This is a genomic window from Duncaniella muricolitica, from assembly GCF_910574735.1.
GTDB classification, from domain to species: domain Bacteria; phylum Bacteroidota; class Bacteroidia; order Bacteroidales; family Muribaculaceae; genus Duncaniella; species Duncaniella muricolitica.
This window is the reverse complement of record NZ_CAJTCF010000036.1, coordinates 1-15,412: the sequence shown is the minus strand read 5'-3', so window position 1 is coordinate 15,412 and position 15,412 is coordinate 1. Positions and strand designations below refer to the sequence as shown.

General features: G+C 45.6%; 13 protein-coding genes. 8 read left to right on the top strand and 5 right to left on the bottom strand.

The features are described from left to right. The first annotated feature begins 564 nt into the window (after window positions 1–564). From QGT73_RS09260 to QGT73_RS09225, 8 genes are all read left to right on the top strand, one after another. Entirely contained in the window at window positions 565–2,028 is a 1,464-nt protein-coding gene (locus tag QGT73_RS09260; RefSeq protein ID WP_123400128.1) for a tyrosine-type recombinase/integrase, read from the top strand. A gap of 129 nt (window positions 2,029–2,157) precedes the next feature. Next, window positions 2,158–2,952, top strand: coding sequence for a hypothetical protein (locus QGT73_RS09255; RefSeq protein WP_123400126.1), 795 nt, complete (start codon window positions 2,158–2,160; stop codon window positions 2,950–2,952). Window positions 2,953–2,987: 35 nt separating this feature from the next. Beyond that, the gene (locus tag QGT73_RS09250; protein WP_280122289.1) at window positions 2,988–4,637 is read left to right on the top strand and encodes an ATP-binding protein; all 1,650 of its coding nucleotides are present in this window, start codon (window positions 2,988–2,990) and stop codon (window positions 4,635–4,637) included. 1,560 nt (window positions 4,638–6,197) lie between these two features. Further along, window positions 6,198–6,527: a helix-turn-helix transcriptional regulator gene (locus QGT73_RS09245; RefSeq protein ID WP_123400122.1), complete on the top strand. Its 330-nt coding sequence runs from the start codon at window positions 6,198–6,200 to the stop codon at window positions 6,525–6,527. A gap of 4 nt (window positions 6,528–6,531) precedes the next feature. After that, window positions 6,532–7,749, top strand: a complete 1,218-nt coding sequence (locus QGT73_RS09240) for a primase-helicase family protein (RefSeq protein WP_280122288.1) — start codon at window positions 6,532–6,534, stop codon at window positions 7,747–7,749. A gap of 450 nt (window positions 7,750–8,199) precedes the next feature. Continuing rightward, the gene (locus QGT73_RS09235) at window positions 8,200–8,985 is read left to right on the top strand and encodes a hypothetical protein (protein WP_280122287.1); all 786 of its coding nucleotides are present in this window, start codon (window positions 8,200–8,202) and stop codon (window positions 8,983–8,985) included. A 430-nt stretch (window positions 8,986–9,415) separates the two neighbouring features. Further along, the gene (locus QGT73_RS09230) at window positions 9,416–9,799 is read left to right on the top strand and encodes a plasmid mobilization protein (RefSeq protein ID WP_123400117.1); all 384 of its coding nucleotides are present in this window, start codon (window positions 9,416–9,418) and stop codon (window positions 9,797–9,799) included. Between the two features lie 6 nt (window positions 9,800–9,805). Continuing rightward, window positions 9,806–11,275, top strand: coding sequence for a relaxase/mobilization nuclease domain-containing protein (locus tag QGT73_RS09225; RefSeq protein ID WP_123400115.1), 1,470 nt, complete (start codon window positions 9,806–9,808; stop codon window positions 11,273–11,275). A gap of 243 nt (window positions 11,276–11,518) precedes the next feature. Here QGT73_RS09225 and QGT73_RS09220 read toward each other — a convergent pair whose 3' ends face one another. Genes QGT73_RS09220 through QGT73_RS09200 form a run of 5 tightly spaced genes read right to left on the bottom strand, consistent with a single transcriptional unit; the run spans window position 11,519 to window position 15,323 of the window. Next, complete coding sequence (locus QGT73_RS09220) at window positions 11,519–12,160, bottom strand: hypothetical protein (RefSeq protein WP_123611179.1); 642 nt, start codon at window positions 12,158–12,160, stop codon at window positions 11,519–11,521. Next, window positions 12,157–12,948, bottom strand: a complete 792-nt coding sequence (locus tag QGT73_RS09215) for a DNA-deoxyinosine glycosylase (protein WP_123400111.1) — start codon at window positions 12,946–12,948, stop codon at window positions 12,157–12,159. Before QGT73_RS09215 ends, QGT73_RS09220 begins: the two co-directional genes overlap by 4 nt. 41 nt (window positions 12,949–12,989) lie before the next feature. Then, the gene (locus QGT73_RS09210) at window positions 12,990–14,099 is read right to left on the bottom strand and encodes a CFI-box-CTERM domain-containing protein (protein ID WP_123400109.1); all 1,110 of its coding nucleotides are present in this window, start codon (window positions 14,097–14,099) and stop codon (window positions 12,990–12,992) included. Next, window positions 14,096–14,473: a hypothetical protein gene (locus QGT73_RS09205; RefSeq protein WP_123400107.1), complete on the bottom strand. Its 378-nt coding sequence runs from the start codon at window positions 14,471–14,473 to the stop codon at window positions 14,096–14,098. Before QGT73_RS09205 ends, QGT73_RS09210 begins: the two co-directional genes overlap by 4 nt. A 1-nt stretch (window position 14,474) precedes the next feature. Further along, the gene (locus QGT73_RS09200) at window positions 14,475–15,323 is read right to left on the bottom strand and encodes an SPFH domain-containing protein (protein ID WP_280122286.1); all 849 of its coding nucleotides are present in this window, start codon (window positions 15,321–15,323) and stop codon (window positions 14,475–14,477) included. Window positions 15,324–15,412 lie beyond the last annotated feature (89 nt).

Here is a 15,412-nt window from a genome sequence, read left to right as displayed (position 1 = left end):
TCTACACCACCGCCGGGAGAAATTTTTTCAAAAAAAATTTTCAGAGTGGCTCCGCCTTGTCAAAGTTCTGTTGATTATCTCTTCACAGAGGATCCTTTTAAGAATTTGGGCATAATGTTGTAAAATGCGTGATTGCAGATAGATAGCAAGCCGTGGGGTGGTGTGGATTTCAATCTTGCTCCACCAAATCTCGTTTGCTACCCTGCTGGATTGGTGTGGATTGAGCGTTTTGCCTTACCCCTAAAATGCGAAAAACACCGAATATCGCTGATATTCAGTGTTTTACACCGCCTTTCGGCTTTAGGTTGTGGTGCCACCAGCACCTGAGTTTCTGAATGAATACGAATGAATTTGAATGGCTTGTTTAGGCAAAATACTGAATAATAGTGCAATATGAACTTTGATGAATTTTGGGAATTTTCAGATTTATTCAAAAAACGTGGTGACCTGCGTGGTGACCCGACTTGACAAAATGCGGTTTGGGTTGTTATATTTGCAGAACCAAAGTGGCTGATTGTGAATAACTGTGAACGCCACCACTCAGAAATTTATAACATCGAAGATATGACAAAAACACCCTCTCCGAAAAAATTGACCCCGTTTCATGTCCGAACCAAGGATTTGAAGAAGGATACCGCGACTCTCTTTATCCGTATCCATACCCGCAAGGTTGATGTGCTGATTTCGACCATGCTTCAGGTTGAGGTTGCCGACTGGCAGAAGGCTACGACATCACCCCGCGCATGGCTGGCGCATCAGAAGAAGAATTATCAGCTTCATGCCAAGCTCACGCAGATTGAGGGCATAGTCAAGGCCCATCTCGCAAAGGTGAACTTTGACCGCGAGGCTCTCGACATGGATGTGCGCTATATCTCAGAGCCGGAGAAAGTGGACGCTGAACGTCGGGCGATGGAGGAAGCCGCCGAGGCCGAGCGTAAGGCTATCGCCAAACGTGAGGCGGCGAAAGAAAAAGCCCGCAAGAAAGCCGAGGAAAAGAAACGTATCGAGGATGAGAAGAACCGCCTTATCTGGCCGTTCCTCGTTCAGTTTGTCGATGACATCAAGAGCGGGGCGCGCAAGATTGGCAGTGACGACTATGCACCCGGCACATGCAAGGCATGGAAAAGTTTTATTGGTGTCTATGAAGGCTTCGACACATTGCACAAGTTCGGATGGGCAGACATCGACCGTGCGTTTGTGTCACGCTACATCAACTACTTACAGAAGCACGGCTACATGGCGAAGGTGGTCAACAAGCATCTGACAAACCTGAAGGCTCTTATCAATGCCGCATTCGTTGACGGCGTACATGATAATCAGAGAGCTGCCGCGCTCATTGTCAAGAAGAAGATTGAAGACCGCGACAAGGCTGTCGAGATTTATCTCACCGAGGAGGAGTTGCAGGCTCTCTATGAAATGCCTCTGACCGGGAAGAAAGAACACATCCGCGATGTTTTTCTCATTGGCTGCTACACCTGTCAGCGTGTAAGCGATTACAACAACCTCAATGTTGACAATTTTGAGACCACCCGCAAGGGGACGCGCATCATCCGTCTTGTGCAGCAGAAGACCAAGACCGAGGTAACAATCCCCATTCTCAACGAGAACCTTATCACCATCTGCGAGAAGTACGGCTACAATATTCCGAAAGCCAACGAGCAGGTGCTGAACCGCTACATCAAGGATATTCTCAAAGACCTGTCGGAGCAGTTGCCGTCACTGAAAGAGAAAGTGCCGACCAAGCTCACCATGAAGCAGAAGGAGGCGTTGAGAAAAGAGAAGAAGGAACCGGAGACCGACCTCAACGGCAACGTGATTGTGCCGCGCTATGAGTGTGTGACAAGCCACACCGCCCGACGCACCGGCATCACGAATATGTACCTCAGCCACAGGTACACCATCTTCCAGATGATGCACGTCAGCGGTCATAAGACCCAAAAGACCTTCATGGACTACATCAAGCTATCCTCCGAGGAGATAGCCGACGAAATTGCCGCCATGTCCAAGAAAGAGAATGATATGTGGTAAACCCTTGGCTCAACTCCTCTCAAGTGGCAAAATAGCCGCTTTCTGGGGTGGTGAGCCTTTAATCCTCTCACTAAAAGCGGATAATTCAGCATAATTTTGTATCTTTGCAAAAAAATAATTGCGCAATAAATGAACAATCTATATACTAAAGATACGCTCAAGCACTATCTCCATAATCCTCTTGGAATATTGGGGATGTTTATTACCCTCTGTTATCTAATTGCGGGCATTGTCTTTTCAATAGGATTAGGTCAGCTGCAAGGAGATTCTGAAAGATTGCCATTCATATATTTCATTATAGGTTTCCCCTTAGTTATTTTGATCGCGTTTTTATTTTTGGTTATATGTCACCACGAAAAGCTTTATAGCCCACAAGATTTTTCAGATGAAGCAAATTTTGTAAAATTAACCGGTAAAGAGAGCACTGAAAAACTTAGGAAGGAGGCAGTAGAAATAATTTCCCATGGGAACAATGTCCTCAGAGAAACAAAAAATGTTACAGAAAAAGTCCATGCATTGATGCCAATAGTAGAAAATGTAGAGAAATTAGCCGTAAAAAAAATAGAGAGTATCTATGGCATTCAATTTCAAAGGGAAGTTCAGTATGTTTTAAACCGCCATCGATATATATTTGATGCTTTTGCACAAAAGGATGAGATTTTTTATATTTTTGAATGCAAATATGTAAGAAATGCCATCTCTCGTGAAAGGTTGAGGAGTGTGTTAGAGCAAATGTTACGATATAAACAGATGTTCAAAGATCAAGGTATTGCAACTAAATTTATTGTTGCATTTGTATTAGATGAATTTACCGAAAACCGTCAGCACGAAATTATGGATTTTTATTCATCAGTTGCACCTGAAATGACAGTATATGTATTTGATTTCAACAAATTAAAGGTAGAATTCTCTACAAAATCCTGAAAATGCCCAGATATACAATAGAACAACTTCAACATATGCGTGAGTCGGAAGACCACGTTGAGTTCAAAAAAGGGGAACACGGAAACGTATCCTATAACGGTGCGGGTAAAGACAAACCACAGGAGCGTCGCCGGTGTATCCTCGGATATGTCGCTGCTCTCTGTAACGAGGGTGGCGGTCGTATCGTCATAGGTATGCACGATGCCTATCCTCATAAGGTTATCGGCACAAAACAGTGTCTTAACGGTATCGGGCAACTTGAGAGTGACATATATCGGGATATGGGCATACGCCCCGACATCTACGAATTGTATGAGGACGAGGAAGCAAAATCCGGGCGAGTGCTTGTAATCGAGGTTCCTCCGCATCCGATTGGCAAGGTATTCAAATTCGAGGACGTAGCACTTATGCGTGTGGGAGAGGAATTGAAGCCAATGGATGACAAGACTTTCATCTCCATCATTCAGGAGCAGGAGCCTGATTTCTCGGAGCACATCTGCGAAGGTATCACCATTGATGACCTGGACAAAGAGGCAATCAAAGTGATGAAGGAAAGATACGCTGAAAAGCAGAAGAATCCAACATTTACATCATTGTCCGATGCACAGGCATTAAGCGACCTTAGGCTGATAATTGGAGATAAGGTTACGAATGCCGCGCTACTGCTGGTCGGCAAGGAAGAAGTGATTGAGCGTTTCTATCCTCAGGCAAAAGTAATGCTTGAATATCGCAATACAGAAAGCCAGATACACTTTGACAACAGAAAATCTTTCGGTCAGCCGTTCTTCCTTCTGATTGACGAGCTTTGGGAGGAAATAAATCGACGTAACGGTTCCGTGCCGGTAAGAAAAGGTCCGTACATATTCGACATTCCTTTCTTCAACGAGGACGTTATACGAGAGATTGTTAATAACGCTTTTTCTCATAGAGATTATAGATTTGGCAGTGAGATTGTAATCAAGCAATATCCTCTAAAATTCACAATCATCAATGGTGGCGGTTTTCCTCATGGCGTGTCAGTCGATAATCTTCTGACTACTCCGAGTATGCCACGAAACAGGCTCATCGCTGATGTTCTGTCCAAGACCGGTATCGTAGAACGCTCCGGCCAAGGAGTTGACAAGATATTTCTATACACGCTTTCAGAAGGGAAGCCTGCTCCGGATTACTCAAAGACTGACGAGTTCAATGTTACAGCGACATTATCAGCCACTGTGAAGAATACCGGATTCGCCCTTTATGTGCAGGATATTCAGGATGGACTGCCGGATGACAAGAAACTTACGGTGTTTGAGGTGCTTGCTCTATGTGAAATACGGGATGGAGCAAAACGACCATCTGACAAGGAGATAGCCTTAAAGCTTGAAAAACTTGGATTCATAGAGAAGCATGGCAAGACCAACGCACAATACTACATTCTACCCCGCAAATATTATGAACTGAGTGGTGATTTGGCAGCCTATTCGTTAAAGACCGATTGGGACATCAATCAGGTATGGGCTGTACTTCATCCTTTTATGGTCAAATATGGCAAGGCAAAGCGGGCTGATATAAATACCCTTATTGGAACCCATTTGTCGGAAAAGCAACTTCGTAATTTTATTGAGGAGTTGAAACAGCAGGGAAAATTGAGAGCAGAAGGAGGAAGAGGGTATGTAGTGTATTATCTTGGAGAGAACGCTTAAAGGGCGAACTAAAGGGCGAACTTTTACGCCTTATAAGCCATTTCAACTTGAAATCATCCTCTTATCATGTTGATAATTAGAACTAAACATTAACCGTCAAAGGGCGAACTAAAGGGCAAAAGGATTATAAGCATATTTTAGGAGACAAAGGGTACTCAGAAAGGAAAAGAAGGGAGCCAGAACGCAATAACGGGAACCATGCCCGGAATAATTTGGAAAGTCTGATAAGGTGGTATTATCTTTGCCAGAGAATTGTGAGGCGACCATTGCTATATCGGTTATATATACTGAGATACATGTACAACCTTGTGCTATATCCGGCGGAAAATATTTGGCGGGATTGAAAATTACACTTTATCTTTGCCGCTGTAAGGATGAAAAGAAAGTCCGGAACCAGGAGTAGGGGCTAATGCCCGGTCATGCACTACTTTTGGCTATGGATGATATTTTTCGCTGAATCGTGAACTTTTTTGGACAAAGCTTTGTTAGGAAAGTTGCGGTGGCAAATCTCGCGACCATAGCGGAGCGTCAGATTGCTCTGCCGTGACGGTTGCGCCCTTATACACCGCAGACACAACCCGCAGCCCAAGAGTGGGCTGACTCCCTATGAGCCGACCCCGAAGGGTCGGATCCGATGCACAACACTCGGAGGTGTGTGCCTGAATTTCGCAGCCGGATGCGCAATATCTTGCGAACAAATCGGTGTGCGGGTACTTACCCGAATCTTACACCGACACCGGTGCCCATATTCAGGCGTGACACTTGTGGACGCTATCGGCACACACCTACATCATACACACCCGATAGCCGACAATGTCAACCGCCGACGGGAGATTGTGCCGATTTGGTAATCTCGGAAAATTTTGTTATCTTTATGTAACGATTGAAGGCAGCGCACGCCCGAAGCGACACGTTCAGCTTTATAGACAGGAACAGGAACGATGCTCCCCGACGGATGCCATGCCCGATATTGACACTGTAACAATAATAACGAGGTACCTGATCAGAAGACCGGACTCAGAATCCGGAACCACTATGAAAAGCCTGCTGTTGAATGCGGAACGAACCGCAACGGTTTAACCCGATATCAACTCGCACTAAGGAAGCGATGCTCAACGGATTAAATGCGTGGAACAACGGCAGAAGAAGAAAGAACGGCACAGCCATAAACTGTCATAGAGCCTATACGAGCTGAATTTTGCGACAGCCATAACTGTGCCCGTACAGAATCTGTACGTCAAAAACAATCAATTAAAAAGAAGAAGAAATGCGTATGCCTTACCTTATTGCAAAGTAAGACACAACCGCCTTTGTATCTGCCCCGTATAAGGAACAGATGCCCTCATGTCGTTGCCTTTCGGCGCGATATGGAAAAGGGTGAACCACGCCCTTTGCCGACCCTGACAGGACGGCAGCAACAACCGTCGGCTTTAGCGAAACATAGCCGACAGCCCTTCCTATGTCCTTTCGGGGACACGTCACCGCAGCCTCTTTCGTCGCCGGGGCTGTGGGTGATGCAAGTTACTTGGCGATATAACTTTAATTTCATAATCCCCCCAGATGAAATTGAATCTTTTTGACCTTCTTCAGGCGTCGGCACTCGACCCTGACTCCCCCGATATTATCCTCAACGTCCGCCTCTCTGACCTCCATCAGCTTGTGGTGGACACAATCGAAGCCACCCGCGAGCGTCTGCTCCCCCTCTACATGGAGGCCGAGTCGGACAGGTCAATCACCAAGAAAGAGGTTGCCGAGCGGCTCGGCGTCTGCGAGACCACGGTCTACAACATGACCAAGGACGGCAGACTCCACCCTTTCAAGGTGAACGGCAGTACCCGCTACAGCCTGCGGGAAGTCAACTCCATTATCAACCCCTCTAACGATGACTGAGCTTATGGAAGACGTAATAGTTACACCTCCCGCCGACGACCGCTTCGAGCGCATCGGTACCACTTACTACAAGATTGTCCGCCAGCCCAACGCTGCCGGACAGCTCATCGAGCGCAGCATACCGTGGACTATCGAGGCAATCCGTCAGGACTACGGCAAGGACTTCCTTGCCAACGTGCCCAAGTACGACGGCTTCTGCTGTGTTCCCTCGCATCTGGACTATAAGCCGGTTGTCGGCAGTTTCAAGAACAAGTATTCGCCGTTGAGCCATATTCCCGCCGATGGAGAATGGCCATGCATCGAATCGCTTGTGCGCCATATCTTCGGCGAACAGTACGACCTCGGTCTCGACTACCTGCAAATACTTTACACCATACCGTTGCAGAAACTTCCGATACTGCTGCTGGTGTCGGAGGAACGGAACACCGGCAAATCCACCTTCCTCAATTTCCTCAAACTGCTCTTTGAGGCTAATGTCACGTTCAACACCAACGAGAACTTCCGCAGCCAGTTTAACGATGATTGGAACGGCAAGCTGGTAATCGTAGTGGACGAGGTGTTGCTCAACAAGCGAGAGGATTCCGAGCGTCTGAAAAACCTCAGCACCACCTACAACTACAAGATGGAGGCCAAAGGACGCGACCGCGAGGAGGTGAGTTTCTTCGCCAAGTTCGTACTATGCTCCAACAACGAGTATCTCCCCGTGGTCATCGACCCCGGCGAGACCCGCTACTGGGTGCGGAAGGTTCCGAGGCTTACCACGGACGATACCACGTTTCTGGAGAAAATCCGCTACGAGATACCGGCATTTCTCCATGCCCTGACCTATCGGCAGCTGATAACCGCCGAGGAAAGCCGCATGTGGTTCAATCCCGCGCTGCTCGACACCGAGGCATTGCAGAAAATCATCCGCGCCAACCGCAACCGTGTGGAGCTGGAGCTTGCCGAGCTGCTGACCGAGATAATGGACTCGCGCAAAATCGACGAGGTGGATTTCTGCTTCAACGACATCCTGAGTCTATTCGGCTACCGTCAAGTCAAGGCTGACCGTAGCCAGCTCCGGAAGGTGGTGCAGGACTGCTGGAAGCTCAGACCTGCCTCCAACTCGTTCTGCTACACGACCTACACCGTCGGGATGTTCCTCAACGAAGAAACATACGTTGAGACCCGCCGTTGCGGACGATACTACACCGTCACCCGTCAGATGTTGGAAAATTTATAATTTTTTCTCGTTGAAATTTGATGAACTGATGAAAGGAGAGACAGTCTATTGTTTTTCAGTGCCTTTTCTTCTCATCGGTTATTCATCAACGCTTCATCAAAGGATGAAAGGCAATGAAAAGAAAATATAGTGGCACTGAGAGAAAACCTCAATTTTCTTTTCCCTCGCCGAAATTTTCTTCTCACCGCCCATATAATAACGATGAAACAATGATGAACAGATAACGCACTGATATGATTAAATATACCTGTCCGATTCATCAGTTTATCAAATTCAACACCTCACCCGGTCGCCGAGACTTTTATCTCGGTGTCCACAATTCACAATGATATGGCAAAATCAACCAAATCCACCAAAGCATCAGGTTTTGATGCGGATAAATACCTTGAGGAACTGGAAGAGGAGTCCCGAAAGGAAAAAGAAGCTGCAAAGAAAAAGGAAGCTCGCATTATGGAATATTCAATTCCATGGAACATGACAGATAGAGAGCCTCCGCTCCCGGAAATGAAGTTGAACGCATGGCGTTTCAGATGGGAGCCCGAGAATCTGGAAGAGTTCATACCGAAATATGGCGAAGATTGCAAGAGGATAATTGCGGAAATCAACGCCGAAAAGAAAAGACGACTCGACACGATTCCGGACGTAAGGCGACCGGGCTACTCGGTGACAGGGAATAAGCTCGATACTGATGAGCCAGCCAATCAACCGGATGCACAGGCAAGCAGTCAACCGGAACATCAGTCAACCAAGACAACGGAGACCGAGATACCGGACGATGCGGTGCAACCGCAACCTCAGTCTACCGGTACACCGGTTACACCGTCCGCAGCTTCCGAGCCGGAGGTGAAAGATGTATTGCCTCCGTCATCGCCGATCACCGATGCTCCCGACGTTCAGAACTCCGACACGGACACAGCTTCTGTTCCGCCACAAGCTGAGTCGCGGCCAAACTCCGCCACCGTGGAACAATTGAAAAAGTCCCGCGTCAGTGCCAGGAAGGTCGATGCCGATTTCGAGGAATTGTCCCGAAGGTATCTCCACGTCGTCAGTCTCGGCGAGAAGAAACCGGTGTTCCTCCCTCTCGAACTCCGCAACGCTTTGGATACTCTCGCCCGGTTGAGTGGTGTACCGAATCTGGCACCGTCTCACATTGTCATCAACATTCTTAAAGCGTTCTTTGACGATAACCGCGAACTTATCAACTGCAAACTCTCACGTGAGAAATTAAGAATCTGAAATTATTGCTGTCCGGTAAAACTTTGACATGATAGGAAATGGACTATTTTTATCTCATACAGCATGAAACAGACTCGTATAGATGTCTTTTAAGGGCTTTTTGATGCTTAATGCTACCAATTTCACATCGCCTCAAATGACAAGCCCTTTTTCGTAAAACAGGTGTAACTTATTATATTTGTAGAGAATATATGCTTTTGTCTTTTTTTACCGGACAGCAATAATCTGAAATCTACGTGATTCAGGGCGCGGCGGTATCCATCCGCAGGGCTAATGGAGGGGCTAAGCGAGTTTAGATTTTTGTGATACAAAAATCGTCGCAACCATGTTGCTCCCCTCGCCACCCTCCATTACACCGGGTGGACCGGTACACCGGTGTAACGAATCCGCTTTGCCCCTCCATTTTCAAACCCTCAATCCACCCACGCCAATGAAACCGAAATCCCCGACCCGCAAATCGAATCTCAAGGCAGGACACCGCAACGGCCGTCCCGCCTTGCCGGAAGAAGAACGTCAGTCCTACGTCCGGCACACGCGATACAACGAGGCTGAAAACACCCTCCTGCTTGCCAATGTCAAGCGCACGGGAATGAAAAATGTCAGCGAATATATACGATCGGTGACGCTCAATCCTCACATTGTTCCACGACTCGATGAGTCAGAAATGAGAATCGCCCGCAATCTCTCCGGCATGAGCAACAATTTCAATCAGCTTCTGCGTCTCTGCCATCAGCGCGGACTCGACGCCATGGCCCGCGATGTGCAATACTGCCTCAGCCAATTCCGCGGACTTTTCGCAAAATTAAGTTCCTAATTTCCTATGATAGCATATATAATAAGCGGCTCAGGCTTTGGCGGATGTGTCGATTATGTCACCCGCCGCAAGCTCGAAGAGAAGCTCTATAAGGAGCAGTCGAAAGGTCTGAAAGCCGATGAAAGAAAATATGAACCCGCGAAGCGGCTCGCGAGTGGGCTTGAAGCGCATGTCAGCGGAGCTGGTGCGCGGTGGCAAAGCCATCAAGACCCACCGCAGCGCAACAAAGGAGAGGATATAATCGACCATCTTTCCAAAGACTGGAAACTCCTGTCTTCCTCCGGCGACATAAGGATATATGAAGGCCGCAAGGCTATGGCTGACGACATCGCCCGACCGTCACGACAACGTAAGCCTATAAAAGACCCGGTCGGTCATATATCACTCGACTTTCATCCAGACGATGCTCCGAAGATGACGGACGAACTTATGACCGAGGTGGCGCAGGAATATATGAGGCAGATGGGGCTGACCAATACCCCGTACATAGTGGTACGACATTTTGACAAGGCGCATCCGCACTGTCATATAGTTTTCAGCCGGGTTGATTATGACGGCAAGATTCTGACTCAGACCACCAACTTCAAGAAGAATGAGCGCGTCTGCAAGGCTCTCAATCTGAAACACCGTCTTACGCAGGGAAAGAGCAAACTTAATACAGATGTTTCAAAACTGCGGGGAAAAGATAAAATCCGTTACCCACTTGTCCACAATATAGCCGGAGTGTACATCCGTCCGGAGATTCAGGACTGGAACTCGTTTCTCATTGCTCTTAAGCAACAGGGTATAAGGGTCAAGGAAAAGACTGGCCAATCAGGGAAAACGAATCTGTATTACTGCACAGGCAGACATGAATTCTGGTATAAGAAACTCGATTCCTTTTTCAGCCGCGAGAATCTTGAATTGAAATTCAAGGCTCGTCGAGAGAAACAGCAAGCGGCAAAGACTCAACCCGGAACCGCACCACAGCCTAAACCGCAACGGCAGTCACAGCCTAAATCAAAGCAGCCGGAGCCTATTGTTATCCCGCCATTGCCGGATATCGTATGCGGCGTAAGGATTGACCGACTAAAGCAGCAAGCCTATCAGGAAGGCAAGTTCATCAGCATCGGAATCTGTGACCCCGGAGGCGTTGTGCCAATCAATCATTGGATTTGGTACGATTTCGACAAACGAGAACCCGTAATGAGCCGTACATATCCCTACGACCACAAAATCCCCGAAGCCTTCCAGCGACAGTTGGCGTCTAAGCAATCTCCCGCATCATCATCGCAGGGCACCGGAATCCGATTCTCATCGCCTTCTCTCGGTGGAAACATTCCTGAAGAACAAGGTTTCGCTCACGACAGAGGAATGCCGGACGACTTCAAGCACTTCCTTGAATTGCACCCCGGCATGAGCTTTGAGGAAGCCAAACGCCGCTTTAAGGACGAGCAAAAAGCCAAGCAACAACGCAAAGGTCCTAAACTGCACTAATCAAAAATCCACCGAGAGAAGATCGTTTCTTTCGGTGGATTAACTTTGTTTTTTTGTGTAATAGTTCGACGAAATAATTTCGTTCTTAGCTCATAAAGTCTGTCCAATATCTATTTTTCTTTGCCTACAAGCCATTGCATACTCATATTCAAAGCCATTGCTTTGATACTATTTGGTGCCTCTGATTAAATTAGTTAAAATTATCAATGACAAATGCCTGTCCAATATTTGATGTCTGATTATTTATAATTTAGACGAATTTTTGCTCTCCCTTTTTTCTTTGTTTCGTAGGTATCTAGTAGCCAACTCATGATATGATGAGTCTGATTTACTTAAAAATAATTTGCGTGTGTCGCTGTCGATATCATATTCATCAATTATATCGAAAGTGTTTTGGAGCATTTTAATCTTGACATTGACTCGATCTATTCGTGACGATATAACCCCCTGCCTTGAAGCCATATCTTCAATTACTGAAAAATCGAGCACTATTTCTTTAAATAGTTTAAGTGCTTCAGGGAGATTTGTCAGAGACAGTTGTCTTTGACATTTTTGTATCAGGCTATGGACGAAAACAAGCATTTCTGAAAGTTTTTGCCCTTCAGATGTTTGTGGGAGTTTATCCCTACGCAAATCCCTAATCTTATACCAAGTTTTTTTATCACGGATATCATTAGCCACGGCTTCCCCCTCATTGTCTACGCTGGTTACATGCCAGGCACAACAAAATGAGCAGTAGTAGCTTCTGGACGGGACTTTCCCAGACAAAGAGGCTATTTCATCTCGATTGAACTTGATGAAATTATCTGCCTTTGCTTGAGTTTCAAAGAGCATCTTTGGATGTCTGCATCCAATGCAGTATACACGGTTCTTCGTTGGCTTCATTGTTTTAGAATCGTTTCCCAGCGGTCTATTTTAGCGTCTAGCGTAAAATGGGTGTTTGTTGAACTGGAACTTGGGAGAGAAACGACACGTATATGTTTCGGTAGTTCATCTATATTTATATATGTTCTAAAATAAGTTGAAGCTTTGTCTCCGTTTAGACCGATGACACGAATATTTGGATGCTTTGAAATAAACCCTAATATATCATTGATAGTTAAGTTTTTGATGTCTGAATCGAGACTACTGATTCTTTCTGCTGATTTGAGCACATCCCACAATGCGATATGGTGTTTCTCCAAAAATCGTAGCCTGTCTTCATAAGCGAGTGGTATACTTTCGTCAAACAGACTTGACATGATTTTCCAGAATTGATTACCCTGATTCGCATAGTAACATTGTGTCTCCAATGATACTTTGCCCGGCAATGTCCCTAAGATCAGAAATTCCGATTCTGAATCGGCGATGGGCGCAAGACCCTCTGTGACAACGCTGGATGTCAGGACTTTTGTCATGATGACTTCTGTCTCTGACGTATGTGCCGGGGTGGAAAGCGATGTTTTTTTACAATTTGAATGTCGGATATACCATGATTGTTTTTTACCGCCGGGTTGCTCTGCATTAGGAATTTTGCCATCTCGCAGGTGTCTGCGTAAAGTTTTTCCTCCGTCGGAAGGCAAAGCCCCGTTTTTAGCTAAATAGGCGGCGACTTCACTGGGCCCCACATGATTTAATCTGTTTGATTCGAGGTATTCATCAATCAGATATATGATTCTGTTTATGTCTGCCATAGCTGAAATATTTGTTTTACGGTATTATCATTTTTATGGGGTTATTTAAAAATTCGGTCTTTATAAGGCGTAGATTCAACGCCATTTACTTGAAGTTTACGAACAAGTCCGTCAAGTAGAGCAAGACAGATTCTCTTAAAGATTGCAGTGTTGCCAACCCATTTTACAAGGGTCGGACTAACAGCATAGTAGGTGCGTATGAAAGCGCGCCCATACCAAGTTTCGGCGAGTGTGTAATCGCGGAATCTGCGTAGTGTCCAAACTTCGGGACAATCGTAAGAGCCATATACCGCTGTTGCAACATAGCACGGTCCGGAAGATGGATTTGATATATGCTCCTCATTAAACGTGTCAAGATTTCCGCTTGGAAGACCCTGCTTGATTCTATTAAGTATAGCGCGAAATTCCGTAACGGATTCTTCGTTAAGATTCGATTTAAATACGTTAAAACGAGCGTTAACAGCTTGCGTGAAATTAATCCAGTTTTTTGCCGCAAATCCTACAAGGCAAGAAAGTTCCTCATGTGCGACTTTATCATCCGGGATCACATAGCGTAAACTCAGCAACAATTCATATTGGCTCATTATAAAAGCAAATATTTCATCTGAATCGGCTGTAAGTTCTGATGCTTTAAATGGATTCGATATACAATTCAGTTCATATATCTGCTTTAAAGCCCCTGTGTTTTGTAATTGCTCGGTAAACGACTGAAGGTTTACGTTGAGAACTGTTATATAGAAGCCGTATACGTCTATTTCCAATTCTCCATTGGATTTTTCGATAGCCTTTTTTCCGGCAGATATTATCTCTGTGACTCTAAGGTTGTCAATACTTGAGGATAATCCGATGGCTTTCATCTTAATAAACCATGCCTGGGCATTGTCGCAGTCAATTTCAAGAATACGTTTAACATATGACTCCGCTTCATCAACATTTAAACTGTCAATGGCATTCTGAGCAAGAGACAACAAGTTTGGAACTTTGTCCGATTGATCAATCTTGACTTTCCCTTCAATGTTGACAACTCCTTCGACCATCATTTTCTTGGCTTCTTCAACGGAGTATTTGGTTCCGCATGACTGACATACGAATACACCATCTTGTTTAAGGATATTTGTGCTTCCGCACATTTCACAGGTAAGTGGTTTCATGAGGATTTACAGTCTTGTGAGGGTTTATTTTTGACTTGATTTGCAGAACGTTTGGCAATGGCATAAATGAGACAGCCATTAAATGCCATTAGACAGAGGATAGCAATGATTCCCCAATTGTCTTCTAACTGAGAAGGCATTAATAGTCCCATAATAAATTCTATTAAAGTAAATAACGGGATGATAAAAGCCAGAGATATTGTAAATGCAGATTTAAAAGACCCTTTGTTGACCCAGTAGGAAAACAAGGCTGCAACGCAGATTACAACTGTATTTATTCCCATATTGAACATGGGATAGCAGGATAATATCAATCCGGCTACGATATTTATCATCAGAAAGATGACATATAAGATTGGGAATATTTGTTTCATATTATGGCAAAGGTGGTGGTGTAATAGAATTGATTAACGATGCTAATGTCGGAATCTGAGAGATAGGAAGCCAAGCAGACATTCCAATCGTCCACGCAAGCGTGGAACCATCGACAACACCACTTGAGATGTAAGCCGAAATACTCTCGGTCGTTAGATTGGGGACTTGTTGACCATCTATCAGCAAATAGTATGTCGGAGCGGACTGAGGGATGGGCGGCACATGAGGATTGGTGTTTAGATACTGGCCGGCAATATTACCGGCTGCATTACCCACGCCCATCCCAGCTCCGAGACCTACGCCTAACCCCATCATCTGACCTCCTGCGCCATCATTGTTAGCAGCGGCTTCAAGGACGTTGAAACTACGTTCCATTTGGTATACATCGCGTCCGGTAATACGAAGACGCGCGGCAAGATCTTTGGCGTTTTTTAGCTTAATAACACTTTCGTCATCCTGAGGGAAAGTAATTGACATTATCGAAAATTCGATAATTGAAACTCCGTATTTCCCAAGCAGTTGATTGAGTTGCTCATTAATGGAATCAGACATTGACAACAATAATGTATTGATGTCAAGAATTGATATGCCGTTGGTAACAATTTGCCTCGCGAGCAAAGAGTTTAGGGCGGAAATGATTCTGCCCTTATAAAATTGTTCAATCTGTTCAGATGTAAACGCCCCCATGCTGCCGATAAGAGTTTCCAAGAAGATACGGGGATTAGTGACACGGATACCATATTGACCATGAGCTCGAACAGGCACAATAATATGATACCGAGGATCTTCAATTTGAATTGGGTGCGGAGTGCCCCAGGGAAGATGGGTCAAGCCGAAATGGCGGTGCATGGATTTTGAGAAAAGTGTTAAATTTGCGGTATGAAAACCGCAGATGCAATATGGATGTGCCTGCCCGAGGGCATGGACGAACTATTTGA